Origin of the sequence: Donghicola sp. XS_ASV15, from assembly GCF_041224595.1 — a bacterium.
GTDB lineage: Bacteria > Pseudomonadota > Alphaproteobacteria > Rhodobacterales > Rhodobacteraceae > Donghicola.
This window is the reverse complement of record NZ_JBGFGN010000157.1, coordinates 102992-129673: the sequence shown is the minus strand read 5'-3', so window position 1 is coordinate 129673 and position 26682 is coordinate 102992. Positions and strand designations below refer to the sequence as shown.

Sequence of the window (26682 nt, the reverse complement as noted above, 5' to 3'; positions counted from 1 at the left end):
ATGTAGAAGCGTTTTTGCGTATTCGGTGCACCTACAACAGCTGCGTCATGTAAATCTTGGTAGATTCAGCGAAAATTTAAATGGTTAACGGATGGCGTGTTTTTGGGGGCCTGATTGCATGAATCACCGACACTCCCAGCCCCGTGAAGAGCCCCCTCGATGCAACCCCTAATCGCGAAAAAGCGTGGTAAAAAATCCGTTGACCATCTAGCGCTCCCTACGCCAGATTGTGCTGGCAAGCGGGCGGCCCACTACATTTGGTGGCCCTCGCAAGGCCAGACAACACAGCGCGCATACCCCTTGGGGCAGAGCTAGCGGGTCTCGGTCAGTACAAGAAAAGCAACGCAGCGGTTCAAACACCGCGACCCGCCATCCGGCGGGCTGGATAGATTTTGCCGATACGGGGCACTTATGAAGATCGAACGCAAATTCACCAAAGCCGGACAAGACGCCTATTCCGAATTGGAATTCGTGCTTACCACTTCTGAAATCCGCAACCCTGACGGGACTGTGGTGTTCAAGCTGGACGAAGTGGAGGTTCCGGCAAAATGGAGCCAGGTCGCCAGTGACGTCATCGCGCAGAAGTACTTTCGCAAAGCGGGCGTCCCCTCGGCGTCCAAGCGCGTTCGCGAAAAAGGTGTGCCCGAGTTCCTGTGGCGCTCCGTGCCAGCAGATGACGCGGTAATGGGCGGTGAGACCAGCGCCAAGCAAGTGTTCGACCGTCTGGCTGGGGCTTGGACCTATTGGGGCTGGAAGGGTGGCTACTTTACCACTGAAGAAGACGCGCAGGCCTACTTTGACGAGATGCGCTACATGCTGGCCCGCCAGATGGCCGCGCCGAACAGCCCCCAGTGGTTCAACACCGGTCTGCATTGGGCCTATGGGATCGACGGCCCCAGCCAGGGCCACTTCTATGTGGATTACAAAACCGGTAAGCTGACCAAATCGGACAGCGCCTATGAACACCCGCAGCCCCATGCCTGCTTTATCCAGTCGGTCAGCGATGATCTGGTGAACGAAGGCGGCATCATGGACCTGTGGGTCCGCGAGGCGCGTCTGTTCAAGTACGGCTCAGGCACCGGTACCAATTTCTCGAGCCTGCGGGGCGAGGGCGAGGCTCTGTCCGGTGGCGGCAAGTCGTCGGGCCTAATGGGTTTCTTGAAAATTGGCGACCGCGCGGCTGGTGCGATCAAGTCTGGCGGCACCACACGCCGCGCCGCCAAGATGGTGATCTGTGATGCGGATCACCCCGATATCGAAGACTTCATCAACTGGAAGGTCAAAGAAGAGCAGAAGGTCGCCAGCATTGTTGCTGGTTCCAAGATGCACGAGGCCCGCCTGAACGAGATTTTCGCCGCGATCCGTCAGTGGGATGGCAGCACCGAGGACGCGGTTGATCCGGCCAAGAACGACAGCCTGAAGTCCGCCATCCGCGGTGCCAAAAAGAACGCGATCCCAGAGACGTATATCAAGCGCGTTCTGGACTACGCAAAGCAGGGCTACAGCAGCATCGAGTTCCCGACCTACAACACCGATTGGGACAGCGAAGCCTACGCGAGTGTATCGGGTCAGAACTCGAACAACTCGGTTCGTGTGACAGACGCGTTCCTGCAGGCCGTCAAGGATGACGCCGATTGGGAACTGATCCGCCGCACTGACGGGACCGTGGCCAAGACGATCAAGGCCCGCGACCTGTGGGAACAGATTGGCCACGCCGCTTGGGCCTGCGCTGATCCGGGCATCCAGTACCACGACACCGTCAACGCGTGGCACACGTGCCCCGAGGACGGGCAAATCCGCGGCTCGAACCCGTGCTCGGAATACATGTTCCTTGACGATACCGCATGTAACCTCGCGTCGATGAACCTGCTGCAGTTCTACAAGGACGGGCAGTTCCAAGTCGAAAACTACATGCATGCCTCGCGTTTGTGGACCCTGACGCTGGAGATCAGCGTGATGATGGCGCAGTTCCCGTCCAAGGAAATCGCGCAGCTGTCCTATGACTTTCGGACCTTGGGTCTGGGATATGCCAACATCGGCGGTCTGCTGATGCAGATGGGCTATGGCTACGACAGTCCCGAAGGCCGCGCGATGGCTGCCAGCCTGACGGCGATCATGACCGGCGTGTCCTATGCAACTTCGGCCGAAGTGGCGGGCGAGCTGGGGACCTTCCCCGGATATCAGCGCAACGCACAGCACATGCTGCGTGTCATCCGCAATCACCGCAACGCGGCCCACGGCAACGCTGATGGCTACGAAGATCTGGCCGTGAAGCCGGTGCCGCTGGACATTGCGAACTGCCCCGATCCGCGCCTGACCGCCATCGCGGCAAGCTGCTGGGACGAGGCTCTGCGTTTGGGGGAACAGCACGGCTACCGCAATGCGCAGGCCACTGTGATCGCGCCCACGGGCACCATCGGTCTGGTTATGGACTGCGACACCACCGGGATCGAGCCTGACTTTGCGCTGGTGAAATTCAAGAAGCTGGCCGGTGGAGGCTACTTCAAGATCATCAACCGCTCGGTGCCGTCGGCCTTGGAAAAACTGGGCTACACTAGCGCGCAGATCGAAGAGATCGTCGCTTATGCTGTGGGGCATGGCAGCCTTGGCAATGCGCCCGGTTTGAACCACACCAGCTTGATCGGTCACGGCTTTGGCAATGCTGAGCTGGAGAAGATCGAGACCGCGCTGGCAACAGCCTTTGACATCCGTTTCGTGTTCAACCAGTGGACGCTGGGAGAGGCATTCTGCAAGGAAGTTCTGGGCATTCCTGCGCCGAAGTTGGTTGACCCCACCTTCGATCTGCTGCGCCACCTCGGCTATACCAAAGCAGAGATCGACGCGGCCAACGACCACGTCTGCGGGACCATGACGCTAGAGGGTGCGCCGCACCTGAAAACCGAGCACTACAGCGTGTTCGATTGCGCCAACCCCTGCGGCAAGAAGGGCAAACGCTACCTGAGTGTCGAGAGCCACATTCGCATGATGGCGGCGGCTCAGAGCTTCATCTCTGGCGCGATCTCCAAGACCGTGAACATGCCAAACGACGCCAGCATCGAAGACTGTCAGAATGCCTATGAGCTGTCTTGGGAGTTGGGGGTCAAGGCGAATGCGCTCTACCGTGATGGCTCGAAGCTGAGCCAGCCGCTGGCCGCTGCGTTGGTCGAGGATGACGATGACGCCGCAGAGGTGCTGGAAACTGGCACGCCGCAGGAAAAGGTCGCTGTGATCGCCGAAAAGATCGTCGAGAAAATCGTGGTCAAAGAGGTCATCAAGACCCAGCGCACCAAGCTGCCCGAGCGCCGCAAGGGCTACACCCAGAAAGCGATCGTGGGCGGCCACAAGGTCTATCTGCGCACCGGCGAATATGGCGATGGCAATCTCGGCGAGATTTTTATCGACATGCACAAAGAGGGCGCCGGCTTCCGCGCGATGATGAACAACTTCGCCATCGCGGTGTCCGTTGGCCTCCAGTACGGCGTGCCGCTCGAGGAGTTCGTGGATGCGTTCACGTTTACCAAATTCGAGCCTTCGGGACTGGTGCAGGGCAACGACTCGATCAAGAACGCAACCTCAATTCTGGATTACATTTTCCGTGAATTGGCGGTGAGTTATCTGGATCGGACCGATCTGGCCCACATCAAGCCCGAAGGCGCGTCCTTTGACGATTTGCACCGTGGTGACGAGCAAGAAAAACGCAACTTTCGCGAGGTGCCCGAAAGCCGTGGCAACGACCCGCTCGAGGTTCTGAAGCAGATCAGCTCGTCCGGTTATTTGCGTAAGCGCGTGCCCGCTGAATTGGTTGTTTTGCGTGGCGGCGGAGATATCCACAGCGAATCCGTTGACTCCAAAACTGAGTCACTTCAAGCCCTTACAACCCTCGCGCCCGAGGCCGACTCAGCTCAGGCTGGGGGAATCGATGCGCGAGCAAAAGCAAAGATGCAGGGCTACGAAGGCGAGGCTTGCGGGGACTGTGGAAACTACACCCTCGTACGGAATGGCACCTGTATGAAGTGCAACACTTGCGGCGCAACAAGCGGCTGTAGCTAACGCCTGCCAACCCTTGGCAGGGCGGCAGGCACGCCCCGCCAAGGTGTTGGACACGAGGCAGTTCGGAACGCAGACCACCGCGTTTCGTAAAAGAAAACAACAGGGTGAGGGTCTGCTTCGGCGGGCCCCATGAAAGAAGAGACACATGCAGTTGGTTTTTGACATCGCCGGTCACGCTTGCATTGCCGAACGCGTCGAGATGCGCGGCAATACGATCGAAGCCGATTTCGCGGCCGACGCCGAGGGCCCCTTGGCCGAAGCGTTGGACGATCGGATGGTGATCTTGCTGAGTGATGATGGCGGCCGTGTCGCGGTGACCTATTCGGTTCTGGAGTACCACACCAACGGCGGCGGTGCGTGCACCGCACGGTTCTCGGTCAACACGGCAAAGCGCGTGCTGCACTGAGCCAAAGGATTATCGCCGGCCCCCCGAATGGGCTGCGCGGTGATGGGCAACGACCCACAAACTGGCGTTCCGGAGCGGATGCGTTCGCTCCTTAACGCGAACTGGGACGCAGGCAAAAACTAGAACGGGCGGTACATAATAATGAGCCCGGTTCCGCGAACCTAGGGGGTGTTTCGGCACCCCCTATTTTTTCGCTCATCGAGCGCCGCGTGTGGCCTGTTGCGCGGCGAGCACGGCACAAGGTCTCATAGACGCAACCACGAAGGCTTGTTTTGCTGCATTGCAATTACAAGTATAGGAGCGTCTGTTACGAGTTCCACATCGCCAGAGGGTCACCGGAATGTCGCATTCACAGCAATCGGGGTACATCGTCTGTCCCCATTGTGATGCGCTCTATGTGCAGCATACCCCCGAGTTCGGGGAGCGCGCGGTCTGCACGCGCTGCCGGACGGTGCTGATCGCGCCGCGCCGCAATGCTTTTATCCGCATTCTGGCCCTGTCCGTGACGAACCTGATCCTCGTGATTGCGGCGCTCTTTTTGCCGTTTCTACAGATCAGCCGCGCTGGGTTTCATAACGAGACATCTGTGATGGACGCGGTGCTCGCGTTTTCGGACGATCCGCTCTTTGTCCTGTCGGTGGCTGTCGGTGCGCTGATCGTGCTCGTGCCGATGATGCGCATGATCCTGACGCTCTATGTGCTGGGGCCGATGGTGGCGGGCAGGGCGCCCGCGCGCGGAGCGGCCAAGGCCTTTCGCCTGTTCGAGGCGCTAAAACCTTGGTCTATGGCCGAAATCTTTGTTCTGGGCTGCGGCGTGGCGCTGGTCAAAGTGGCCGCGCTGGCGCAGGTCCATTTGGGTTCGGCCTTTTGGATGATGGGCGTGCTGGTGATCGTGGTGCTGCTGCAGGACAATATGATGTGTCGTTGGTCAGTCTGGAACGCTCTGGAAAAGCGGTCATGAGCGATCACTCTGATATCCCCTCGGCGCGCAGCCGTGGCATGCTTGCCTGCACGCGTTGCGGGGCCGTCTGGTCGATCGAGGCTGAAGGGCATAAATGCGATCGCTGCGGGCACACCCTGCATTCGCGAGACACCAAGTCTCTGCAAAAGGTTTGGGCGTGGTGGATCGCGGGCGTCATGGCTTACGTCCCCGCAAACCTCGAGCCGATGCTCAAGACCCGAACACTGGTGATGGAGTCCGAGTCCACCATCGTCGAAGGGGCTTTTGACTTGATCCACCACGGCGATATCCCCGTTGCGCTGATCATTCTGATCGCCTCTGTCGGGATTCCGGTCGCGAAATTCGGGGCCATCGCCTATCTGGCGTTTTCAGTGAATCGGCAAGCGAAGCTGTCAGCGCATGGGCGCCAGCACCTTTATGAACTGGTCGAATACATTGGGCGTTGGTCCATGATCGACGTCTTTGTCGTCGCGATCCTGTCTGCGCTTGTGCAGCTGAATGCGGCGGCGCAAATCTCTCCGGGGCCAGCGGCGCTGACCTTTGCCCTGTCGGTGATCTTTACCATGCTGTCAGCACAAAGCTTTGACAGCCGCATGATATGGGACACTGACCCCGCCCCAAACGATCCTACCAAGAAAGACCCCCATCTTGAGCGACACTGACACCCCCACCTCTGTCACCATTGAAAGCGCGCGGACCAGTCTGTGGGAGCGCGCATCGGTCGTCTGGCTGGTCCCTTTGGGCGCTTTGATTATCGCGCTGGCGATTGCATGGGACCACTGGCAGTCTCGCGGTCCGCTGATCGAGATTACCTTTTCCAATGCGTCCGGCATTCGGGCAGGGGAGACCGAGATACGGTTTCGCGATGTGACCGTTGGTTTGGTCGAGCACCTGACTTTGGAAAGCGACATGGAGAATGTCACCGCCGAAGTCCGTCTGGACAAAGAGGTCGCGCAATATGTGGATGACGGTGCGGTGTTTTGGGTCGTCCGGCCCGAAGTCACCACGCGGGGTGTGACCGGCCTCGACACCGTTCTGTCGGGTGTTTTCATCGAGGGTGATTGGGATAGCACTGTAGGCGAGTCGCAGTTCGCCTTCGACGGTCTTGATACAGCGCCCCTGCTCAGACCGGGTGAAGAGGGCCTGCGTCTGACCATGCGCGCTGTAGGTGAGGACGGACTCAGCGGCGATTCCCCGATCCTGTTTCGCGGCATCGAAGTGGGTGCTATAGGCCCGTCGCGGATCGGGAATGATGGCTCTACCGTGCTGGCGGATGCTGTGATCTTTGCGCCCTATGACAAGCTGATCACCTCGACCACGCGCTTCTGGAATGCCTCTGGCTTCTCGCTCAGCTTCGGCCCAGAGGGCGCGTCGGTGGATTTCGACACCATCTCGACCTTGATTGCTGGAGGGATCACCTTTGACACGGCTGCGTCGGGTGGTGTGCCCGCGCAGGAAGGAGACCGATACGATCTATTCGACGATGAAACCGAGGCACGTGCCAGCCTGTTCTCGCGCGCCGAAGGGCCCGAGTTCGAGCTGACGCTGGTGTTCGATGATAACGTATCGGGTTTGCGCCCCGATGCGCCCGTCGAGCTGAGTGGCCTGCGCGTGGGACGTATCACCAACCTGACCGGCCTTGTGGACCCTGACCGTTTTGGCGACAACCGTGTGCGTTTGCTGGCGACCATGGCGCTGCAGCCCGAACGGCTGGGTCTTGGTGAAGACGGCATGGATCCAATCGAATTCCTGCAACAGAGTGTTGCCGACGGAATGCGGGCACGCCTGACAAATGCCTCTTTGCTGACGGGTGGTCTGAAGGTTGAGCTGGTCACGCTGCAAGGCGCGCCAGCAGCAACCCTTGACCTGAACGCTGAACCTTATCCTGTTTTCCCGACCGCGCCCCCGGAACTGACCGACGTGGCCGCGACCGCAGAAGACATGTTCAACCGCGTTAACAACCTGCCCATCGAACAGCTGTTGCAGTCTGCCATCGACTTCTTGAACGGGGCGACCTCTCTGATCGCGAACGAGGACACTCAGTCGACACCCAAAGACATCCGCAATCTGCTGGGTGATATCCGCGGGCTGGTGGGGTCGGATCAAGTGCAAGCGGTTCCTGATCAGTTGAGCACTTTGCTGGCCCAACTTGGCGGCGTGGCGACCGAGTTGAACGGCACTCTCAAACAGATCAACGAAGCGCAGATGGTTGCGACTTTGAGCGACACGCTAGTTTCGCTGCAAGGGACGGTCGAGCGGGCGAATGCCTCGATCGACGGGGTGCCGCAACTGGTCGAGCGTGTGGACGGCGTAATCGCCAAACTTGAGACCGTGCCGATTGATCAGCTGACCGTAGACCTGTCGGAACTGCTGAAGGCTGTGGATCGCCTGATAGACACGCCGCAGGCCCGCCAATTGCCCGCAGACCTGTCGCAGACCCTGACCGAAGTTGCCGCGGTTCTGCGTGACCTGCGCGAAGGGGGGACCGTCGCCAATGTGAACACGACACTGCAATCCGCGAGCGATGCGGCGGATGCTGTCGCGCGTGCGACCGACGAACTGCCTAGCCTTGTGGATCGTCTCGGCACGCTGATTACGCAGGCCCAAGCGACGCTGACCGGTTACGATGGTAATTCGCAGATCAACCGCGATGCCCGCACCGCCTTGCGCGCCTTGACCGAAGCGATGCGCGCCATTGATGGCCTTGCGCGAACGATTGAACGCAAACCCAACTCACTTATTCTGGGACGCTAAATATGACCAACGCTCTTCCGATCCTCGCACTGGTAGCTTTGGCTGCCTGCACAGCCCCCGAAGTCAGGTTGGCAACGCCGCAAATTGACAGCGATGTGTCTGTGCGTACCAGCTTTCCCTCGCTCGAGATGCGCTTGGTGAGCTTGCCCACCTATGCCGGCGCCGAAGAGATCAGCATCCAACAGGCGGACGGAACCATTACGTCGGGCGCATCGCTTTTGTGGGCGGATGATCCGGCGCGGGCTGTGACCTTGGCGCTGTCTCGTCACCTGTCGCTGATCACGGGCGCAACGGTCGCACCAGAACCGTGGCCGTTTGACGCCTATGCTTCAGGACGCGTCGATGTGAGATTTACGGATATGCTGGCGCGATCGGACAACCAGTTCCAGATCGCAGGGCAGTATTTCGTTGTCGACAGCGAAGGACGGGGCAGGGACCGCGCAGTTCTTTTTGACATCCAAGAGCCGGTGTCTGCACCCTTTGGTCCTGCACAGGCCGCCGACGCGCGGGCCCGTGCAATCGCCAATCTTGCAGCAGAGATTGCTCAAAAGGCGCTCTGACGCTCTAAAAACCTATCCAATTGGATCGGCTTGCACCCGATTTCACGGCGCAGTGATACCTCAGATGGGCTGCGCTGAGCATTTCCTATGCGGTACGCCTAACGCACACGCAGTCTGAGAACGACTGCCGAGTATCCGGCGAAACCGTAAGGAAACAAATATGTCTGTGCCTGCCCCCGCTCAGCTCGAGCAAATTCTACTTAGCTCCAGTGACCTTTCGAGAGCTTCGCTGGCGACCCGTATCACCGTTGGTCGTCTGCGCACCGAAGTCTCGGGCGACCCCTCATCGCTTTCGCAAAAAGTCGCAGAACTGACCGAGTTCGCGCAGTTGAACGACTTTGCTGCTGCTGACCTCGCCAACATCTAATCCTGTCCTCGGAGAAAAATTATGAAGAACGAATTCCTGACCGTAGCCGAGGCATCTGCGCGTATCGCAGCTGGTGACGTGATGACTGTCGCAGGCGATGCAGATCTGCTGGCTCAGCTGCCCGCTGGTAAATGGATTGGCGGCACCTCTGTTTACTTCGTGACCGAGACCGGCGGCGCGATTGTGCGTGACAAAGTATTCTGCACCACCTTTGAGGATGTGGTAGACGCCGAAGTCCGCCAGCAGGATGCCAGCTCGCTGAATGACATCGCGGGTGGCTACAAGGCAGGCGGCTTCACCGTCGTACTGATCCCGGCCTTCTCGAACACCCACACCACCTTTGCAGAAGCAGCACCCAGCATGGGCGCGCTGTTCGCGCAGCCGCTGGTCGGCTGGATTTCGGGCGTGCATCTGGACGAACTGGGCACTGCCAAGCCGATGGTTTTCAACGGCGCAACTGCAATCGCGGTCGAAGACGGCGCTGTTTGCCTGCACATCGCGCTGCCCGCAGGTGCGAAAGTTAACACCGACATCGTCAACATCTTTGACCAGGGCCACAACGCTGGCACCACCTTCACCTTCCAGGAAAAAGGCTTTGCTGCGACCACTGCTGTCGTCGAAGGCCGTGAGGTGAACTTTGCCCAATACCTGACCGAGAATAACATCGACACTCGCCTGCCGCTGGTCGCAAACTATGCCGGCGCACTCGTCAACGTAGCGGTTCAGGCCGTGGATACCGACAATGGCAACGTGGCATTCTACGCGCCCGTCATGCCCGGCGTCGAATACCAGCTGGCAGCGCCCATCAGCGATTACGCAGGCACTTTTGCGGCCAACCTTGGCGATAGCGGTGTAGGTCAGTACTCTTGCAACTGCATCCTGAACTACCTCTATGGCGAGCTCGAAGGCAAATCGACCGGCACCTTTACCGGCCCCGTGACCTTTGGCGAGATCGCGTACATCCTGCTGAACCAGACCCTCGTGAAGCTGGACATTCAGGCTGCCTAACCCACTTAGGACAGTAGAATAGGAAACGCCCCGCAACGTGAATTGCGGGGCGTTTTCATTTTGGAGTGTGACAGGGCTTAGCCGTCGAAGTCGACTTCTTGCGTGATGCGCAGTGCGTCGTCGCGCAGACCGGCTAGGGTCATCAGGTTCACGTCATCCGCGGTAAAGGTACCCCAGCTGCTGACCAGATCGGTCGGAGTGCTTTCCGGTGCGATCGGGTATTCGTGGTTTGCTTCGGCGTAAAGCTCTTGGGCTGCCGGCGAGGTCAGGAATTCCATCAGCTTGATGGCGTTTTCCTTGTTCGGGGCCGCTTTGGTCATCGCCACGCCCGAAATGTTCACGTGGGTGCCGCCGTTTTCAAACTCGGGGAAGAGCAGGCGCACACTGTTCGCCCATTCGGTCTGCTCTGCATCCTCGAGCATCTGACCCATGTAGTAGGTGTTGCCGAGGCTGATGTCGCACTGGCCGGCCCAGATCGCTTTGACCTGCGCGCGGTCGTTGCCCTCGGGTTTGCGAGCAAGGTTGGACTTCACGCCTTCGAGCCACTCTTTAGCGTAGTCTTCGCCGTGGTGGTGGATCATCGCAGCGGTCAGCGCCAGCATGTAGGTATGTGTGCCCGAACGGGTGCAGATGCGGCCTTCCCACTTGGGATCGGCCAGATCCTCGTAGGTGGTGACATCTTCGTCCGCGACACGGTCTTTGGACGCGTAAACCACGCGGGCGCGGGTGGTCAGGCCCCACCAGTGGCCATCGGGATCGTGATACTGCGCGGGCACGTGCTCTTGCAGGTAGTCGGTGGTGATCGGCTGGGTCACGCCCGCATCCACAACCGCCGACAGGCGCGAGATGTCTACGGTGAACACCAAATCGGCTGGGGTGCGATCACCCTCGGCCTGCAGGCGTTCGACCATCCCTTTGGCCAGATAGGCCATGTTCACGTCGATGCCGGTTTCCTCGGTGAACGCATCCAGCAGAGGCTGGAGCAGCTCGGGCTGGCGATAGGAATAAACGTTGACCTCTTGGGCCAGAACGGGGGCGGCGGCCAAGACAGCAGCGCCTGCCATCAGAGAGGTTTTTACATGTGCGAACATAACGTCCTCCTCGCAACGAATTTGAGCGGGTTTAAATCTGACAAAATAAGTCGGGTCAATACCTGATAGGAATAGTCTGTTATGATTTTGCAGCCTTCTCTTCTGCTTTGGCTGCGTCCCAGAGTTTGTCCATTTCTTCCAAGGTGCTGTCTTCTGGCCGTTTGCCCATCTCGGCCAGTGCGGCCTCGATGCTGCGGAATCTGCGCGTGAATTTTGCGTTGGTGTCGCGCAGGGCTTCCTCGGGTTCGACCCCCAGATGTCGGGCCAGATTAGCCATGACAAACAGCAGATCGCCCATTTCCTCTTTGACTTCGGCTTGTGTTAGCGTGTCCTTGGCTTCGACCAATTCTCGGCACTCTTCCTGAATTTTGTCCAGAACCATGGTGGTTTCCGGCCAGTCAAATCCCACCCTTGCCGCGCGTTTTTGCAGTTTGACCGCGCGGAGCAGGGCGGGCAGGGCCAGTGCCACATCGTCCAGCACGCCATCTTGTTTCTTGGCAGCGCGCTCTGCGGCTTTGACCACCTCCCAGTCGACGGTCTGCTGTTCAGCAGATTTATCGCGGTTTTCGTCGCCAAAGACATGGGGATGGCGGCTGATCATCTTTTCGCTGATCGCGTTCACCACGTCTTCGTGGGTGAAGAGGCCCGCATCCTCGGCCATTTGGGCATGGAAGTAAGACTGGAACAACAGATCACCCAATTCCGACTTCAGCTCGTCCCATGCCTCGCGCTCGATGGCATCGCTGACCTCGTAGGCCTCTTCGATGGTGTAGGGCGCGATGGTCTTGAAGCCTTGTTCGATGTCCCAAGGGCACCCGTTTTTAGGGTCGCGCAAACGTCGCATAATTTCGCGCAGACGTGCGTTCCCGCTCAGGTCGTGGATCGGATCGTGGGGCATTGCGTGTCTCTTCAGTTTCAGATTTGGTGCCAAGGTGCCGCCCCACGCCAAAGGAGTCCAGTGATGGCCGTCATTAACCGAATTGCAGATTACGCGCCCGAAATGACCGCGTGGCGCCGCCATTTGCACCAGATGCCGGAACTGGGGTTCAACTGCCACAAGACAGCGGCCTTTGTCGTTGAAAAGCTAAAGGAATTCGGTGCCGACGAAATCCACGAGGGGATTGCGACCAGCGGTGTTGTCGCGATCATCAATGGCACAGGCGGCGGCCCGACCATGGGGCTGCGTGCGGACATGGACGCGTTGCCTATCAAAGAGGCGACGGGCGCAGAATACGCCAGCCAAGTTGAGGGCGCGATGCACGCCTGCGGTCACGATGGCCACACCACAATGCTGCTGGGGGCGGCGCGGTATCTGGCCGAGACACGGAATTTCGCGGGCCGTGTGGCGCTGATTTTCCAACCGGCCGAAGAGGATGGCGGCGGCGCGGGCGTCATGGTGAAAGAAGGCATCATGGAGCGGTTCGATATCGCTCGTGTCTTTGCCCTGCATAATGCGCCCAATGTGCCCGAGGGGCATCTGGTCACGACACCCGGTCCGATCATGGCCGCTGTGGACACCTTTACCATTAACGTCAAAGGCAAGGGCGGCCATGCCGCGCAGCCCCATTCCTGTGTGGACCCCGTGGTGGCGTCCTGCGGGATCGTGACGGCGATCCAGACGATCCTCAGCCGCAACCATCATGCGTTGAATGATTTGGTGGTTTCGGTCACGCAAATCCACACCGGCAGCGCTGAGAACATCATCCCCGACACCGCCTACATCAACGGGACGGTTCGCAGCTTTGACCCGGATGTACAGAACATGGTCGAACGCCGCCTGACAGAAATCGTGCAAGGGCAGGCGATTGCGTATGGAGTCGAGGCTGAACTGGATTACTTCCGCGACTATCCCCCAACGGTGAATGACGCCGCGCAGACGGCCTTTGCTGCAGATGTGGCGCGAGACGTGGTTGGCAACGCGCAGGTCGATGACAGCATTGACCGCGAAATGGGGGCCGAGGATTTTGCCTACATGCTTCAGGCGCGCCCCGGTGCGTACCTGTTTCTGGGCCAAGGGGACGGGCCTGTCTGCCATCACCCTGCCTTTGACTTCAATGACGAGATCGCGCCCATCGGGGCCAGCTATTTTGTCCGTCTGGTCGAAACCGGCCAGCCCCGCACCTGAAAGGACTGATCATGGCGCTCGAAGACGCAAAGAAACAGGTTGATACGGCGTTCACTGAAAAGAACCCGCGCGGGCTGCGGTACGAGAATGCGTTCGGCGGTGCGACATCTTTCTTGCGCCGCCAGTACACCAAGGATCTGACCGGTGTGGATGTGGCCATTACTGGCGTGCCGTTCGACCAAGCGGTGACGAACCGCACGGGCACGCGCCTTGGCCCCCGCGCGATCCGCGAGGCCAGCACCCTGCAACCCTATGATCCGCCCTATGGTTGGGGCTTTGACCCGCTGTCGGAATTCGCGGTCGTGGATTATGGCGATCTGGCGTTCGATTACGCGCACACTCCCAGCTTTCCGGGTAAACTGACCACGCATATCAAGGGCATTCTGGACGCAGGTGCGGCCAGCATCACATTGGGCGGTGATCACTACATCAGCTTCCCGATCTTGCGCGCCTATGCCGAGAAATACGGGCCGCTGTCGCTGCTGCATTTTGATGCACACTCGGACACTTGGGCCGACGATGACATGAGCCGCATCGACCACGGGACCATGTTCTACAAAGCGGTTAAAGAGGGGCTGATCGACCCCAAACGCAGCGTTCAGGTGGGCATCCGTACGGTGAACGAAGATAACCTTGGCGTGCCGACCATCGACGCCCGCGAGGTGCATGAAACCGGTCCTGTCGCCGTTGCGAAAAAGATCAAGGATATCCTAGGTGACAACCAGACCTACCTGACCTTTGACATCGACTGCCTAGACCCTGCTTTTGCACCGGGCACGGGCACGCCGGTCTGGGGCGGTCTGACCAGCGGCCAAGCTTCGATCATTCTGCGGGACATTGCTGGGATCAATCTGGTGGGGGGTGACGTGGTCGAAGTCTCTCCTCCGTTCGATACGACCGGAGCCACGGCCATCGCGGGCGCCCATGTGGCGATGGAAATTCTGGCCCTTTGGTGTTGGACGCGGCGCAAGGCCGCCTAAGTTGTTCAGAAACAAAGGAGCCAGCCCCCATGAAGATCGGACTTCTCATCCTTGTCCTAGCCCTCGTCGCTGTTGCGGCCCTGATGGCGTGGGTGCGGCTGGCCCCAAGTGACCCGGCCCGCTGGCACGGTGCGCTGACCTTCACCAAGGACGAGGACAAAGAGGGCGCAGCTATTCGCGTTGTGGCTGTGAACGATCCCAGCGCCTCCCTTGCTGAACTGGATCGCATCGCCCTGTCGACCCCGCGCACCGAGCGGCTGGCTGGCGCGGTCGAAGAGAGTAGCGTGACCTATATCACCCGCTCGGCCTTTTGGGGATTTCCCGATTACACGACCATCACTGCGGCCGAGGATCGCGTGATTCTGTTCGGTCGGCTGCGCTTTGGGCAGTCTGATTTCGGCGTGAACAAGGCACGGGTCGAGGGGTGGATTTCGCAACTGACCCCCGAGGGCACTTGACGAAAGCGCAGCCTTGGGAAACTTAGGCGGCATGGTACCTTATGAAAAACTCGAACAGATCGTACAGCGGTACGAATTCCTAGAGGCCAAGCTGTCTTCGGGAGATTTCAACGACGAGATCGCAGAGCTGTCCCGTGAATATGCACAGCTCAAGCCGGTCGTTGCCGAGATCCGCGATTACAAAACCTTGCTCGACGATCTGACCGAGGCCGAGGCTATGCTGGCCGATCCCGACATGAAGGAACTGGCCGAAGAGGAACTGCCAGAGCTCAAGGCGCAATTGCCCGAGATGGAGCACCGGATGCGCTTGGCCCTGTTGCCGCGCGATGCGGCGGACGACCGACCGGCGATCATCGAAATTCGTCCGGGCACGGGCGGGGACGAGGCGGGCCTCTTTGCGGGCGATCTGTTGCGCATGTACCAGCGCTACGCCGAAAGCCACGGCTGGAAGTTCGAGATCCTAGAGATGGCGCAGACCGAGCTTGGCGGCATCAAAGAAGTCGTCGCGAACGTCAAAGGCGAGGGTGTCTTTGCCCGTCTGAAGTTCGAATCCGGTGTGCATCGCGTTCAGCGCGTGCCCGAGACCGAGAGTGGCGGGCGCATTCATACCTCGGCGGCGACTGTGGCTGTTCTGCCCGAAGCCGAAGACGTGGATATTGAGATCAACGCGAACGATCTACGGATAGACACCATGCGCAGCTCTGGCGCGGGCGGTCAGCATGTTAACACGACCGACTCGGCGGTGCGGATCACCCACATCCCCACGGGCGTTGTCGTCACCAGCAGCGAGAAATCCCAGCACCAGAACCGCGCAATCGCGATGCAGGTTTTGAAAACACGTCTCTTCGATATGCAGCGCCAAGCGGCGGACGCGGAACGCGCCGCTGACCGCAAGAGCCAAGTCGGCAGTGGGGATCGCAGCGAACGCATTCGGACTTACAATTTCCCGCAGGGCCGAATGACCGATCATCGCATCAACCTGACGCTCTATAAGCTGGATCAAATCATGCAGGGCGATCTGGACGAGGTGATCGACGCGCTGATCTCTGACCATCAGGCGACCCTGCTATCTGAGCTGGACGGATGACCCTGCAAGAGGCGCTGACCGCGGCCATCGCGCGACTGCGCGCTGCGGGTGTGCCTGATCCTGCGGTCGATGCGCGCCGTTTGCTGGCCCATGTGGTTGGCGTGGACGCTGGACGCTTGATCTTGATGATGCACGACGCTTTGGACCCCGTGCAGGCCGACGCGTTCTACACCCTGATCACACGCCGTACCGCGCGCGAGCCCGTCAGCCACTTGACCGGTGGGCGCGATTTCTATGGCCGCCGGTTCACAGTCACCCGCGATGTACTTGACCCCCGACCAGAAACCGAAACGCTGATTTCTCTGGTTCTGGAGCAACCGTTTGCGCGGGTTCTGGATTTGGGGACGGGGACCGGATGCATTGCCCTGACACTCTTGGCCGAGAGTCCCGAGGCGCGCGGCGTGGCGGTGGACCTGTCCGAACGAGCCTTGGACGTCGCGCGCGAGAACGCGGTGCGTTTGGGCGTCGAGGCGCGCTGTGACTTTGAACAGTCCGATTGGTTTGATGCGGTCGAGGGGGCGTTTGATCTGATCGTTTCCAATCCGCCCTACATCGATGCCGCCGAAATGCATGACCTGTCGCCCGAAGTGCGTCTGCACGAGCCGGAACTGGCGTTGACCCCCGGCGCGGATGGGACGGCGCCATATACAGTTATTGCGGCGGGCGCGATGACACACCTAGCGCCGATGGGGCGCGTGCTGGTGGAAATCGGCTACCGCCAAGGACCCGCAGTCTCCGCTATTTTTGAGGGGGCAGGGTTATCCAAAGTGACCGTTCATCAAGACTTGAATGGCCATGATCGTGTCGTTTCGGCAATAAAAGAGCAGGTTTAGGCGATTTTTCGCAGGTTTAAGACCCCAAATTCGCGCTTTGGCCTTGCAACAACTGGGTCAAAGTGATTACTCAGGTGTAGTCGCAGGCTGGTGCGGTTACAGCTGCCCCCGCGATGTTAAGCCAAAAAAATAATCCTGCTCGCGGATCCCCGCCCAAAAGGCGGCAGGGTCCAGAGCACAAGGCCAATGAAGGCTGGACAGCAAAACCTATGAGATCTTCCAAATCACGGTCGCGGTCCAAATCGAACCGCAACAACCGCTCGATGGGCAATATTGTTAATCGGGTCTTCGACAGTTCGGGACCCGAAGGCAAAGTGCGCGGCACTCCTCAGCAGATTATCGAAAAGTATAATCAGCTGGCACGGGACGCGCAGTTGTCCAACGACCGCGTGGCGGCCGAAAACTTCCAGCAGCACGCTGAACATTACCTGCGCATGCTCAGCGAAGCGCAGCGTGAAATCGACGCGCGCCGCGAGCAGCAAGAGCGCGAAATGCGCGAGCGTCAGGCCGAAAAAGACCGCGAACGCGCAGAGCGTCAGGAACGCCGCGAGCGCGAAAACGCTGAGTCCGGCAATGACCAGCAGCCCGAGACCCAACCCGAGGACGCAGCACCCGCAGCCGCTGAAGCTGCGCCAGAGCAGCCCAAGTCCGAAGGGCTGACGGTGGAGGCAGATGCTGACAGCGACGATGCGGACAACGGTCTGGTTGAAACACCGGAAAGCAAAGCATCCGAAGCGCAGCCCGCCGCCGAAGAGCCCAAGCCCGCGCGCAAGCCCCGCGCGCCACGCGCAAAAAAGCCCGCGGCTGACAAGGCAGAAGGCGAAGAGAAGCCCAAGCCAAAGCGCGCGCCGCGCAAGCCTCGGGCCAAGAAGGCAGACACCGAGGGCGGCGATGCCCCCAAAGGCGACTCTTCGAGCGACACCCCTGCGGCCGCCGAATAAGGCGCTCAAGCATCCAGAATGAAGAAAGCCCCCGAATTTCGGGGGCTTTTGCGTTCTCAGGTCTTTTTGATTTCACGGGCGAGGGCGCAGAAACCCTCTAGGCTGACTTGCTCGGCACGCTCTGTAGGCTTGATGCCTGCGGCCAGCAACCGATCTTCGATGTCCGGTGCGACCCCCTTGAGGCTAGCGCGTAGCATCTTGCGGCGCTGGTTAAACGCGGCGGCGACCACACGGCTCAGGACAGAAGGGTCGGCGGGATAGCGCGGCTCTTCCAGAGCGGTCAGATGCACGACAGCCGAAGAGACTTTGGGCGGCGGGCTGAACGCTTCGGGCGGCAAGTTGATCACGATGCGCGCGTCGGCCCGCCACTGGGCTAGAATAGCAAGACGGCCATAGGCTTTGCTGCCCGGTGTCGCGACGATCCGTTCTGCGACCTCTTTCTGGAACATCAGGGTAAGACTGGTCCAGAACGGCGGCCACTGCTGCGGCGTCAGCCAGCGCACCAAAAGCTCGGTCCCGACGTTGTAGGGCAGGTTGGCGGCCACGCGGATTGGCGGGGTCAGGTACACTAGCGGATTCACCTCGAGCGCGTCGCCCTCGATCACCTGAAGGCGGCCGTCATAGGCTGCGGCGACTTCGGCCAGTGCGGGGATACAGCGGCTGTCTTTCTCAATGGCCAAGACACGGCGCGCCCCTTCGGCCAAAAGGCCGCGTGTCAGACCGCCCGGGCCCGGGCCGATTTCCAGCACATCGCAGCCCGTCAGATCGCCCGCTTGGCGCGCAATCTTGGACGTCAGATTCAAATCCAAAAGGAAGTTCTGACCCAGCGATTTGCGGGCGTTCAACTCGTGTGTGGCGATAACCTCGCGCAGCGGAGGCAGGTTGTCGATGGCGCTCATAACTTGGCTCCTGCACGGGCGATGGCCATGTCGCGGGCCATTTCTAGCGCGGCGATCGTGCTGGCGGGATTGGCAAGGCCCTGTCCCGCAATGTCAAAGGCGGTGCCGTGGTCCGGCGAGGTGCGGATGAACGGCAGGCCAAGGGTCACGTTCACACCGGCGTCAAAGGCCAGCGTCTTGATCGGAATCAGCGCTTGGTCGTGGTACATGCAGACTGCAGCGTCATAGCGCGCGCGGGCGGCGGGGTGGAACATGGTGTCGGCGGATAGAGGCCCTGCGATATCCAAACGCTCGGCCCGCAGTTTGTCGAGCAAGGGGGTGATCATCTCGAGCTCTTGGCGGCCCATCGCGCCGTTCTCGCCAGCGTGGGGATTAAGGCCCGCGACCGCAATCCGAGGGCTTTCAACGCCAAAATCCTGAAACAGCGCGCGGTGCGTGATCCAGATGGTTTCTTCCAGAAGTTCGGGGGTCAGCTCGGTCGCGACCTGATCCAGTGCGATGTGGATAGTTGTCGGAACGACCCGCAGCTCTGGGCTGGCGAGCATCATCACAACGCGGTCCACACCGCCCAAAGCCGCCAGATATTCGGTGTGACCCGGATAGGCGAAGCCGGCACCCGATTGCAGGACGTGCTTGTTGATCGGCAGGGTGCAAACCGCGCTGGCCTGACCGTCTTGTACCAGTTTCACGGCGCGGGCGATGACCTCGACCACGCCATGCGCGTTCTGTGCGTCAGGTTCGCCCCATGTGTTGTCTGCGGGAAAATCGTGGCGCAGCACGGGTAGGGCGGTCGCGCTGGCATGAAGCGCATCCATCGGGTTGTGAATTTCGGTCACGGGCGTACCAGAGGGCAGATGCCGTGGGTCGCCGATGTAAAAGAAGGGCAAACGCGCGCCCAAGGTCTCCCAGGCGCGCGCCGCGATTTCGGGGCCAATACCTGCGGGCTCACCGCAGGTCAGGGCAATCGGTGCCAGTGTCATGGACGAACGATCCGTGCGTCAGCCTTGAGTTGCCCCAAATAGCTGTCTGCAGATGCCGCAAGGCGCTGGTTGCGCAGGTTGTTGGCCACATCCTCGCGGCTGGCCTCTTCGTTGATTGCAGCGGTGCGGCCACACATCATCAGTAGAACCAGAGTCTGACCGCCGTTGCGGGTGATAGCGGTGCTGGTTTCGCCTTCGTCCAGCTTCGACAGCTCGATTGCAATGTCGCTGGGGATCTGCGCGGGGGGCAAGCTGGTGCGTTCCAGACGGGCCGGATCCTGACCTTTGTTAACGCCATACAGATCGTTGCACGAGTCGGTTGTGCCACTGATGCGCGCGGCTTCCGACAACGCGGCTTGGCTCTGACCGCCGGGAATCAGGTATTGAGCGTACTCGATCGCTGCGTATTCGGGCGCAGTGGACTCGGTTTCTTCGATGCCGCGCAGCTGGAACAAGGCAATACCATTCGGTATTTCAATGGGTTGCGTTACCTCATTGATGCCGAGTGACAAGACCAGAGGGCGCAGGATAGGGGGCAACTGAGTGATCGGCATCCAAGGCATCCGGCCGCCGGATTGGCGCGATGCGGTTGCCGAATACTGACGCGCTGCTGCCGAAAACTCAGCAGGGGAGGTGGTTTTTGTGACGCGGTTTGCGATCTGGGTCGCTTGTTCAACTTCGCCGGGCACCTGAGGGCGCGCGGGCAAAATGATCTCGCCAAGCAGAACGCGCAGACCACCGCCAGAACCGGTCAGCGCCATTGCGCGATCAATCTCGTCCTCGGTCACGTTCGTTTGCCCCGAGAACCGTTGGCGCACCACTTGGCGCCAAACCAGACCCGGAATTACAAAAGCTTCGATCGTTGCACGATCAACACCGCTGGCTGTGATGTTGGCCAGAAACTGGTCAGGGGCCAATTGACCGCGGCTGGCCAGTTCAGCAATGCCGCCCTCGATCTCTTCGGGGGTGACGGTGATGCCCATCTGTGCCGCCGCCTGAACTTTCAGGGCGTCGTCAATCAGTTGCTCTTCGGCCAGTTGGGGGATGTTCCCGGGCGTGCCAAAGGCCCGCAGCAACGTAATCCGCTGGTTCAGCTCGTAACCGGTGACGGCGTCTTCGTTGACGCGGATAACAGGAGAAAACAGTCCCTGAGCCGGACCAAGGGTCGGCATCAGCGAAAGAAGGGTCGCAGAAAGTAGCAGCAGGTTGCGCATTGTCCCTCTCTTGGGTCAGTCAGGGTCAGGATTTACATGTCTGTCGCACGGCTCCGGAGCCACGTCCAGCGCTGAACCCGGTCAGCGCAACAGTCAGCCCCACAGAAGTGGACGGATCGAGGTTATCGGAAGAGGTGAAGCGGCGCGAGGCGGAAAGGTCCACCTTGACGCATTCGTTTTCGTATTGAAGTCCGACGCCAGCGGTCGAGGTGCGGTCGTCCACCAGATCGTAGCGCCATTCCACGGAACTGGTCCAGAAATCGTTCAGCGCATAGGTGCTGGCTAATGTCCATTCCGAGACCTCGTCATCGCGGTCTTCGTCAGCATCTTCGTCCAGCCACAGGTACGTCGCATCAAGCGCGCCGCGAGGGAACGTCCAGTTCAGTTGGGCCTCGACTTTGGCGAGGCGAAGGTGATCGTCCAAGAGACTGCGTGCGCTGAGCATTGGCCCTTCGACCTGACCGATCTGTGCTTCGAAGAGCCAGTCGGATTCTAAGCCTGCAAGGCCAGAACTGTTCGAAAAACGATTGTCTTCTTTGGCACGGATGACACGGCCGAGGTTCAGGCGTGAATAGCTGCCGTCCACGCCCCAACGTGTCCACCCAAGGCCGATATTGGCACGAAGGCCGTCTTCGTTTTTATCCGGAGCAGGGAAGCGGTTGATAGAAAACAGGTTTCCGCTGTCAAATTCAACGCGTGTGCTTTCGTCATTCGGTATCGCGCCGGTGTCATCGTTCGACCACGCCAACTGGATGACGGGTTCGACCAAATGCGTGGCCCCCTGCGACCCGATGCCTTCGAGCGGCCAGCGCAGGGTCGCGGCAGCGTAGGGGATGGTGTAATCCGTACGATCGCGCAAAGAACTGTCGTCATCCAGATCAAAGTAGCCCGTGCTGACGCCGGTCAGAAGCTGCGCGTCAAAGCCATTCCCCACAATCCAATTTTTGCGCCAGTCGAAACTTGTGGCGACGCGCTGGACGTCCCGGCCCACTTCGTCTGTATGACTGTCACGTACATGTTCGTGGATTTCGAGCCCAAGCCGCGCTTCGCCGCCAATGACATCTGGGGTCATTCGCAATTCGTACCGCGCCTCGCCCAAGCGGCTGGCTTGGGTGTCGTTCTCCTCGGTGGCGCGCAGGGTCTCAAACACCGTGCCGCCAAGGCCGAACGAACTGGTGCGCGTGTCTCGCGTCAGTTGCAGGGCGCTGTCTAGACGGTCTTGCGAGGAATAATCGTACTCTTGCAGATAGGTGGTGTCCGACGCTGTCTCCAGATCGAAGGTAATGCGGAAATTCTCGGGTAGCTCGAAGTCGCCCTCGGCAAACACATAGCTGCGGCCCACATCTTCGCGCAGGGTATCGCGCGAGCCTGCGGCGTTGATTTCGATGTCACCGTTGTAGAAGGACTGACGGTACCGCAGCTCAAGCGTTTTGGTTTTCGCAGACAGGAACGGCGAGACGGTCAAATCTGCATGATCGCCGATTGGCAGGAAGTAGGGTGTTCGCACTGCGGTGCCCAAGGTCGAACTGCTGACGGCCTCGGGGATCAAGAAGCCTCGGGCGCGGGTGACTGTGGGATCGGGCAGTCTTAGCTTTGGTGCATAGAATACGGGTACGTCCAGAATGCGCAGCTGTGCACCCTCGAAGTAGATGTTCCGCGTTTCCTGATCATGGATCACGCGGCGTGCCCGGATATGCCAGAGGGGCGGGCGACCGTCGTCGCAGACATGGCAGGAGGTCACGGCTACCTTGGACATTTGTTGGTAGCGCCCTTGGGTGCGCTGCAATTCCACGGCAGCGAGTTGCAAGCGCTCCGCCAGAATCATGCGCGCGCCTTGCAACAGCCCTTCGCGCATATCGTCGCTGAGTTCGGCGGCATCGGCCAGGATCACCGTGTTGCTACCATCCTCAAGGCGGATGTTGCCTTCGATGCTCAGGGTGTCAGTGTCTTGATTGTAGGTCACCATTTCCGCCATCAGGCGGCGCTCTCCTTGGCGGGCTTCGACGTGGCCGGACGCGACCAGCAGATCTTCGCCATCCAGAAAAACCTGATCGGCAATCAGATAGACAGGAGCTTCGTCATCTTGGGCCGTCTGCGCCAGTACCGATGTAGAGGCAAACAGGGCGCCGATCAGAGCAGCTTTCCCGAACCAAGTATTCCGCATTATCCGTCCTCGAGGTGCAAAATGAGCCCGAGCGGCAGAAGAATTGCCGCGACAGGGGGCGCCCATGCTGCAAGTTGTAAAGGCAACTGCCCGTTTTCGCCAAGGATCTGCGCGAAGTTGCGCATGAAGTACAGGGCAAAGGCCAGAAGAACCGCAGAAAGCACCATAATTCCAGTACGCCCGAAGCGTGTATGCCGCATAGTGAACGCCGCGCCCACCAGCACCATCGCAGCAAGAAAGAGCGGTCGCGACAGTTCCATCTGTAGCCAAATTGCATGGCGCCGCCCCGAAAATCCGGCGGTTTCCAGATCCGAGATATAGGTGGGCAACTGCCAGATCGGCACGATCAATGGATCACCGAATGTATCCGCAATCCCTTCGCGCGTAAGCGATGTCGGAATATTCAACGAGTCGTAAAAAGCGGCGTTGGCCTCGGGGTTCACCTTGGTTGACAGATCCCATGATTTGGCGTCCGTCAGGCTCCATGCGCCGTCGATCAAGCGGGCCGCACCAGCCTCTATTCGGCGCAGGGGCGAGCCGTCGGGGCCAAAGCTCATGAATGTGACGTCGGTCAGGGCACTGCCGTCCGAGTTCGCGGTGAGTGCCCGTATCACGGTCTGCCCACGCTCGCTGCCCTGACGTAGCCAGAGCCCTTCGCGACTAATCGAGAAGACGTTGATTCCGCCCTCTTTGTAGGCGGTCTTGAGCAGTTCATAGCGCTTGGAGGTGGTGGCGACGATGGGGTTGAACACCGCGACCATCAGCGCCCCCAACAGAAGCGCCGTCAGAAAAGGCGAAACCAGCGCCCGCATGGCGGACCGGCCAGACGCGCGGGTGACGACCATCTCGGAACTGCGGGCAAGTCCTAGATAGAGGATCAACGTCGCGAGGATCATGATCAAAGGGGTGATCTGATAGAGGTTTGCGGGCACCTTCAGTGCGGTCAACTCGACGGCGCCGAGAAAGGTGATCGTGTCAGGACCGAAACGACCGATTTCCTCGACCAGATTGAGTAGGAAGGTCAGGGCAAGAAACACCCCAAAGGTCGCGAAGAACGCCCGCAAGAAACGACGCGCGAAATAAAAGTGCAGAATCATACTTCGGCCTCCGCTCTGGGGCCGCGGCGGAAGTAGCCCGACGCATAGGACAGCAAGAGGCCCACCATCGCGAAGCCCGCCAAGCTTGGTAGATAGGTCAACCACCATAGGGCAGGTGCTGCGCGTGCAGGGTCTTTGACTGCGCTTTGAATGATCATCAGGACGATGATCAAGAAGATGGAGAGCAGGATATACGTGCCCGATCCGAACCGCGAAAAGCCCCCGGCCAGAAGTGCAGAGAACCCCAGAAGTGCAGTAACCAAGCATAGGATCGGATCGTTCAGGCGCTTGTGAGCTGCCTCGAGAATCTCGCCTTCGGTATCGCGGGCCAGTTCAGCCATGGCTGCGGTTTTGGTAAGCATATCCCACGTGGAAAAGAAATCACGGTCGGGGTCCACGCCATCCTCATTCTTCAAGAAGCCACTGACATCGTAGACGAAATCTTCGAAATAGGTGACGGAAAGCCTGTCGGTGTTGCGGTCCAGCGACTGGGTCATGCCATCTACCATCACCATTCTCGGGCCATTGTCCGAGCGGGTGAGATAGGCTTCTTTGGCGGTGTAGGTCACACGGCGCGCTGCATCGCGATTGTCCGAGAGAAACATGTCCTCCAACTGGCCACTTTCCGCGATATTGCGGATGTAGAACGTCACGCCTCTGGTGGGATGCAGAAACACCCCTTCCTTTAGAAGCTTGGCGGTCATGTTTTGCGAGATTTCTTTTTCGCGCAGCTTTAGCTGCTCGGCAGAGGCCGGGATCAGACCGTTGGTCAGAACACCCCCCAGAACGGCGACAGCGATTCCAAAGATGACCACAGGACGCGCCAGACGCCACGGGCTAAAACCTGTTGCCTGCATAACGACCAGTTCACTTTCATTTGAAAGCCGGTTCGTCATTTGCACGGCGGCTGCAAAGCTGGCTAACGGCAGCACAAGCCCGATCACTGCGGGCAGAGACAGCATGGAAAACTCGAGGAATACAGCAACGGATTGGCCGTCCCCGATCAGCGTGTCGAATAGGACAACCGCGCGGTTGATCCAGTAGATACTGACCAGAACTAGGGCAAAGAACCCAAACAGCACCATAAGCTGCGAGAGCATATAGCGATCGGTGCGTCCCACTCTTTCCCCCGTACGAATAATGTGCGGACCCTAGCGGAAAGCCCGTCGGGTGCAAACTGGTATCTGGCAAAACCCCGCAGTGCGGGCTAGGTCTTGGGTAAACAAGGAGGAACTCGATGACGCAACCCGTTGCCGTAGAATTTATCGCCGCTGATCTGGATGCTCTAGAAGGGGTTGAGGGGCGCATCGCTGTTTTTGTCGGCCCTGATGGGCAACTGGACATGCAAGCGCGCCGCATGAACAGACTGAGCAAAGGCGCAATCGCAAGGGTCGTCGGGGATGAAAGCTGGGCTGAGCGGAAAATCGGCGACATCGTGACCCTGTCCTTTCCTGCGGGCACTGCCAAAGCAATCGACATCGTGGTTCTGGAAAAGAAGGCGGGCGTCCAAGCCTGCCGCAAAGCAGGCGCGTCGCTGGCGAAACTCCGCGGTAGCGAAACGCTCTTGCTCTGTGCGGCTCGGATGAAGCACCCCGAGGAGCTGGCCTTGGGCGTGGTGCTGCGGACCTATGCATTCATTGATCACAAAACTGGCGATCAAGGTAAACCTCCTGCGGGCGTTACTGTCATGGTCACTGACCCCGAGGCGGGTGCTGCGACCTACGCGCCCAAAGCGGCGCTGGCCGAAGGTGTGTTCTTTACTCGTGATCTGGTGTCCGAGCCTGCAAATGTTCTGACCACCACCGAATTCGCGGCCCGTCTCGAGTCGCTGACCGAGCTGGGTGTGACCGTCGAAGTGCTGGAAGAAGAGCAACTGGCTGAACTGGGCATGCGCGCGATGCTTGCTGTGGGTCAGGGCTCTGTCAGCCCGTCGAAGCTTGTGGTGATGCAGTGGAACGGTGGCAATGACGGTGACGCGCCGCTCGCTCTGGTTGGCAAGGGCGTTGTGTTCGACACCGGCGGCATTAGCCTGAAGCCCGCGGGCGGCATGGAAGACATGACCATGGATATGGGCGGCGCTGGCGTCGTCTCGGGGGTCATGAAAACCCTCGCATTGCGCAAGGCTAAAGCGAACGTCGTCGGCATCGTCGGTCTGGTCGAGAACATGCCAGACGGGAATGCAATCCGGCCCGGTGATGTCGTCCGCACCATGAAGGGGGACACGGTCGAGATCATCAACACCGATGCCGAAGGCCGCCTCGTGCTGTGTGACGCACTCTGGTACACCCAAGAACGTTTCAATCCCGCAGGTGTGATCGATCTGGCAACGCTGACCGGTGCGATCATCATCGGTTTGGGCCACGAAAATGCAGGCGTCTTCAGCAATGATGACACCTTTTGCCATAGCTTCCTCAAGGCTGCGAAATCCGAGAACGAAGGCGCATGGCGCATGCCTTTGGCCCCTGCCTATGACAAGCAGCTGGCAAGCCCCACTGCTGACATGAAAAACGTGGGGGGTCGCCCTGCAGGCTCTATCACGGCGGCGCAGTACCTTCTGCGGTTCGTCAAGGAAGAGACCCCTTGGATCCACCTTGATATCGCGGGCGTTGCCAGCCGCGCCGAGCACACGCTGCACCCCAAGGGCGCAAGCGGCTGGGGCGTGATGGCGCTGGATCGTCTGGTCCGCGACGCCTACGAAAGCTGATCC

General features: G+C 59.8%; 23 protein-coding genes. 15 read left to right on the top strand and 8 right to left on the bottom strand.

What is annotated here, in order from left to right; translation table 11 throughout:
- Positions 1-411 precede the first annotated feature (411 nt).
- The 8 genes from AB9K37_RS15065 (at position 412) to AB9K37_RS15030 (ending at position 10106) form a co-directional block, all read left to right on the top strand.
- Positions 412-4050, top strand: a complete 3639-nt coding sequence (locus AB9K37_RS15065; RefSeq protein WP_369840372.1) for a vitamin B12-dependent ribonucleotide reductase — start codon at positions 412-414, stop codon at positions 4048-4050.
- Positions 4051-4195: 145 nt separating this feature from the next.
- Positions 4196-4456, top strand: a complete 261-nt coding sequence (locus AB9K37_RS15060; RefSeq protein WP_369840370.1) for a hypothetical protein — start codon at positions 4196-4198, stop codon at positions 4454-4456.
- A gap of 340 nt (positions 4457-4796) precedes the next feature.
- On the top strand, positions 4797-5417 hold the full coding sequence (locus tag AB9K37_RS15055) for a paraquat-inducible protein A (protein ID WP_369840368.1): 621 nt from the start codon (positions 4797-4799) through the stop codon (positions 5415-5417).
- Positions 5414-6079: a paraquat-inducible protein A gene (locus tag AB9K37_RS15050; RefSeq protein WP_369840366.1), complete on the top strand. Its 666-nt coding sequence runs from the start codon at positions 5414-5416 to the stop codon at positions 6077-6079. The genes AB9K37_RS15055 and AB9K37_RS15050 overlap by 4 nt, the downstream gene beginning before the upstream one ends.
- A complete protein-coding gene (locus AB9K37_RS15045) occupies positions 6066-8171 on the top strand; it encodes an MlaD family protein (protein WP_369840364.1) in 2106 nt (701 codons plus the stop codon). Before AB9K37_RS15050 ends, AB9K37_RS15045 begins: the two co-directional genes overlap by 14 nt.
- 2 nt (positions 8172-8173) lie before the next feature.
- Positions 8174-8731: a membrane integrity-associated transporter subunit PqiC gene (locus AB9K37_RS15040; RefSeq protein WP_369840362.1), complete on the top strand. Its 558-nt coding sequence runs from the start codon at positions 8174-8176 to the stop codon at positions 8729-8731.
- Positions 8732-8891: 160 nt separating this feature from the next.
- Positions 8892-9098, top strand: coding sequence for a hypothetical protein (locus AB9K37_RS15035; protein ID WP_369840360.1), 207 nt, complete (start codon positions 8892-8894; stop codon positions 9096-9098).
- Positions 9099-9119: 21 nt separating this feature from the next.
- The gene (locus AB9K37_RS15030) at positions 9120-10106 is read left to right on the top strand and encodes a hypothetical protein (protein ID WP_369840358.1); all 987 of its coding nucleotides are present in this window, start codon (positions 9120-9122) and stop codon (positions 10104-10106) included.
- Between the two features lie 77 nt (positions 10107-10183).
- Here AB9K37_RS15030 and AB9K37_RS15025 read toward each other — a convergent pair whose 3' ends face one another.
- Both AB9K37_RS15025 and mazG read right to left on the bottom strand, forming a co-directional pair.
- Positions 10184-11197 carry a Fe(3+) ABC transporter substrate-binding protein gene (locus AB9K37_RS15025; protein WP_369840356.1) on the bottom strand — a complete coding sequence of 338 codons (1014 nt, stop codon included), beginning with the start codon at positions 11195-11197 and terminating at the stop codon, positions 10184-10186.
- A gap of 79 nt (positions 11198-11276) precedes the next feature.
- Entirely contained in the window at positions 11277-12095 is an 819-nt protein-coding gene (mazG, locus tag AB9K37_RS15020; protein WP_369840354.1) for a nucleoside triphosphate pyrophosphohydrolase, read from the bottom strand.
- A gap of 63 nt (positions 12096-12158) precedes the next feature.
- On the opposite strand from mazG, the gene AB9K37_RS15015 reads away from it, so the two are divergent.
- The 6 genes from AB9K37_RS15015 (at position 12159) to AB9K37_RS14990 (ending at position 17621) form a co-directional block, all read left to right on the top strand.
- Positions 12159-13322: a M20 aminoacylase family protein gene (locus tag AB9K37_RS15015; protein ID WP_369840352.1), complete on the top strand. Its 1164-nt coding sequence runs from the start codon at positions 12159-12161 to the stop codon at positions 13320-13322.
- A gap of 11 nt (positions 13323-13333) precedes the next feature.
- A complete protein-coding gene (speB, locus tag AB9K37_RS15010) occupies positions 13334-14302 on the top strand; it encodes an agmatinase (RefSeq protein WP_369840350.1) in 969 nt (322 codons plus the stop codon).
- A 29-nt stretch (positions 14303-14331) separates the two neighbouring features.
- Complete coding sequence (locus AB9K37_RS15005; RefSeq protein WP_369840348.1) at positions 14332-14760, top strand: DUF1499 domain-containing protein; 429 nt, start codon at positions 14332-14334, stop codon at positions 14758-14760.
- Positions 14761-14791: 31 nt separating this feature from the next.
- Entirely contained in the window at positions 14792-15847 is a 1056-nt protein-coding gene (prfA, locus tag AB9K37_RS15000) for a peptide chain release factor 1 (protein ID WP_369840346.1), read from the top strand.
- A complete protein-coding gene (prmC, locus tag AB9K37_RS14995) occupies positions 15844-16680 on the top strand; it encodes a peptide chain release factor N(5)-glutamine methyltransferase (protein ID WP_369840344.1) in 837 nt (278 codons plus the stop codon). Before prfA ends, prmC begins: the two co-directional genes overlap by 4 nt.
- 209 nt (positions 16681-16889) lie before the next feature.
- Positions 16890-17621 (top strand): DUF4167 domain-containing protein, encoded by a 732-nt coding sequence (locus AB9K37_RS14990; RefSeq protein WP_369840342.1) that lies wholly within the window; start codon positions 16890-16892, stop codon positions 17619-17621.
- A 56-nt stretch (positions 17622-17677) separates the two neighbouring features.
- On the opposite strand, the gene rsmA is transcribed toward AB9K37_RS14990, so the two are convergent.
- Genes rsmA through lptF form a run of 6 tightly spaced genes read right to left on the bottom strand, consistent with a single transcriptional unit; the run spans position 17678 to position 25096 of the window.
- Positions 17678-18520 (bottom strand): 16S rRNA (adenine(1518)-N(6)/adenine(1519)-N(6))-dimethyltransferase RsmA, encoded by an 843-nt coding sequence (gene rsmA / locus AB9K37_RS14985; protein WP_369840340.1) that lies wholly within the window; start codon positions 18518-18520, stop codon positions 17678-17680.
- Positions 18517-19500: a 4-hydroxythreonine-4-phosphate dehydrogenase PdxA gene (pdxA, locus tag AB9K37_RS14980; RefSeq protein ID WP_369840338.1), complete on the bottom strand. Its 984-nt coding sequence runs from the start codon at positions 19498-19500 to the stop codon at positions 18517-18519. The genes rsmA and pdxA overlap by 4 nt, the downstream gene beginning before the upstream one ends.
- On the bottom strand, positions 19497-20714 hold the full coding sequence (locus AB9K37_RS14975; RefSeq protein WP_369840336.1) for a peptidylprolyl isomerase: 1218 nt from the start codon (positions 20712-20714) through the stop codon (positions 19497-19499). The genes pdxA and AB9K37_RS14975 overlap by 4 nt, the downstream gene beginning before the upstream one ends.
- A 25-nt stretch (positions 20715-20739) precedes the next feature.
- The gene (locus AB9K37_RS14970) at positions 20740-22878 is read right to left on the bottom strand and encodes an LPS-assembly protein LptD (RefSeq protein WP_369840334.1); all 2139 of its coding nucleotides are present in this window, start codon (positions 22876-22878) and stop codon (positions 20740-20742) included.
- Positions 22878-23975, bottom strand: a complete 1098-nt coding sequence (gene lptG, locus AB9K37_RS14965) for an LPS export ABC transporter permease LptG (RefSeq protein WP_369840332.1) — start codon at positions 23973-23975, stop codon at positions 22878-22880. Before lptG ends, AB9K37_RS14970 begins: the two co-directional genes overlap by 1 nt.
- On the bottom strand, positions 23972-25096 hold the full coding sequence (gene lptF, locus AB9K37_RS14960) for an LPS export ABC transporter permease LptF (RefSeq protein WP_369840330.1): 1125 nt from the start codon (positions 25094-25096) through the stop codon (positions 23972-23974). Before lptF ends, lptG begins: the two co-directional genes overlap by 4 nt.
- 116 nt (positions 25097-25212) lie before the next feature.
- Between lptF and AB9K37_RS14955 the strand changes: the two genes are divergently transcribed.
- A complete protein-coding gene (locus tag AB9K37_RS14955; protein WP_369840328.1) occupies positions 25213-26679 on the top strand; it encodes a leucyl aminopeptidase in 1467 nt (488 codons plus the stop codon).
- Positions 26680-26682 lie beyond the last annotated feature (3 nt).

What these genes read in the sequence shown, in the direction of transcription:
- AB9K37_RS15065 (WP_369840372.1), top strand. Translation starts at nt 412, where the DNA reads ATGAAGATCGAACGCAAATTCACCAAAGCCGGACAAGACGCCTATTCC.
- AB9K37_RS15060 (WP_369840370.1), top strand. Translation starts at nt 4,196, where the DNA reads ATGCAGTTGGTTTTTGACATCGCCGGTCACGCTTGCATTGCCGAACGC.
- AB9K37_RS15055 (WP_369840368.1), top strand. Translation starts at nt 4,797, where the DNA reads ATGTCGCATTCACAGCAATCGGGGTACATCGTCTGTCCCCATTGTGAT.
- AB9K37_RS15050 (WP_369840366.1), top strand. Translation starts at nt 5,414, where the DNA reads ATGAGCGATCACTCTGATATCCCCTCGGCGCGCAGCCGTGGCATGCTT.
- AB9K37_RS15040 (WP_369840362.1), top strand. Translation starts at nt 8,174, where the DNA reads ATGACCAACGCTCTTCCGATCCTCGCACTGGTAGCTTTGGCTGCCTGC.
- AB9K37_RS15035 (WP_369840360.1), top strand. Translation starts at nt 8,892, where the DNA reads ATGTCTGTGCCTGCCCCCGCTCAGCTCGAGCAAATTCTACTTAGCTCC.
- AB9K37_RS15030 (WP_369840358.1), top strand. Translation starts at nt 9,120, where the DNA reads ATGAAGAACGAATTCCTGACCGTAGCCGAGGCATCTGCGCGTATCGCA.
- AB9K37_RS15025 (WP_369840356.1), bottom strand. Translation starts at nt 11,197, where the DNA reads ATGTTCGCACATGTAAAAACCTCTCTGATGGCAGGCGCTGCTGTCTTG.
- mazG (WP_369840354.1), bottom strand. Translation starts at nt 12,095, where the DNA reads ATGCCCCACGATCCGATCCACGACCTGAGCGGGAACGCACGTCTGCGC.
- AB9K37_RS15015 (WP_369840352.1), top strand. Translation starts at nt 12,159, where the DNA reads ATGGCCGTCATTAACCGAATTGCAGATTACGCGCCCGAAATGACCGCG.
- speB (WP_369840350.1), top strand. Translation starts at nt 13,334, where the DNA reads ATGGCGCTCGAAGACGCAAAGAAACAGGTTGATACGGCGTTCACTGAA.
- AB9K37_RS15005 (WP_369840348.1), top strand. Translation starts at nt 14,332, where the DNA reads ATGAAGATCGGACTTCTCATCCTTGTCCTAGCCCTCGTCGCTGTTGCG.
- prfA (WP_369840346.1), top strand. Translation starts at nt 14,792, where the DNA reads ATGGTACCTTATGAAAAACTCGAACAGATCGTACAGCGGTACGAATTC.
- prmC (WP_369840344.1), top strand. Translation starts at nt 15,844, where the DNA reads ATGACCCTGCAAGAGGCGCTGACCGCGGCCATCGCGCGACTGCGCGCT.
- AB9K37_RS14990 (WP_369840342.1), top strand. Translation starts at nt 16,890, where the DNA reads ATGAGATCTTCCAAATCACGGTCGCGGTCCAAATCGAACCGCAACAAC.
- rsmA (WP_369840340.1), bottom strand. Translation starts at nt 18,520, where the DNA reads ATGAGCGCCATCGACAACCTGCCTCCGCTGCGCGAGGTTATCGCCACA.
- pdxA (WP_369840338.1), bottom strand. Translation starts at nt 19,500, where the DNA reads ATGACACTGGCACCGATTGCCCTGACCTGCGGTGAGCCCGCAGGTATT.
- AB9K37_RS14975 (WP_369840336.1), bottom strand. Translation starts at nt 20,714, where the DNA reads ATGCGCAACCTGCTGCTACTTTCTGCGACCCTTCTTTCGCTGATGCCG.
- AB9K37_RS14970 (WP_369840334.1), bottom strand. Translation starts at nt 22,878, where the DNA reads ATGCGGAATACTTGGTTCGGGAAAGCTGCTCTGATCGGCGCCCTGTTT.
- lptG (WP_369840332.1), bottom strand. Translation starts at nt 23,975, where the DNA reads ATGATTCTGCACTTTTATTTCGCGCGTCGTTTCTTGCGGGCGTTCTTC.
- AB9K37_RS14955 (WP_369840328.1), top strand. Translation starts at nt 25,213, where the DNA reads ATGACGCAACCCGTTGCCGTAGAATTTATCGCCGCTGATCTGGATGCT.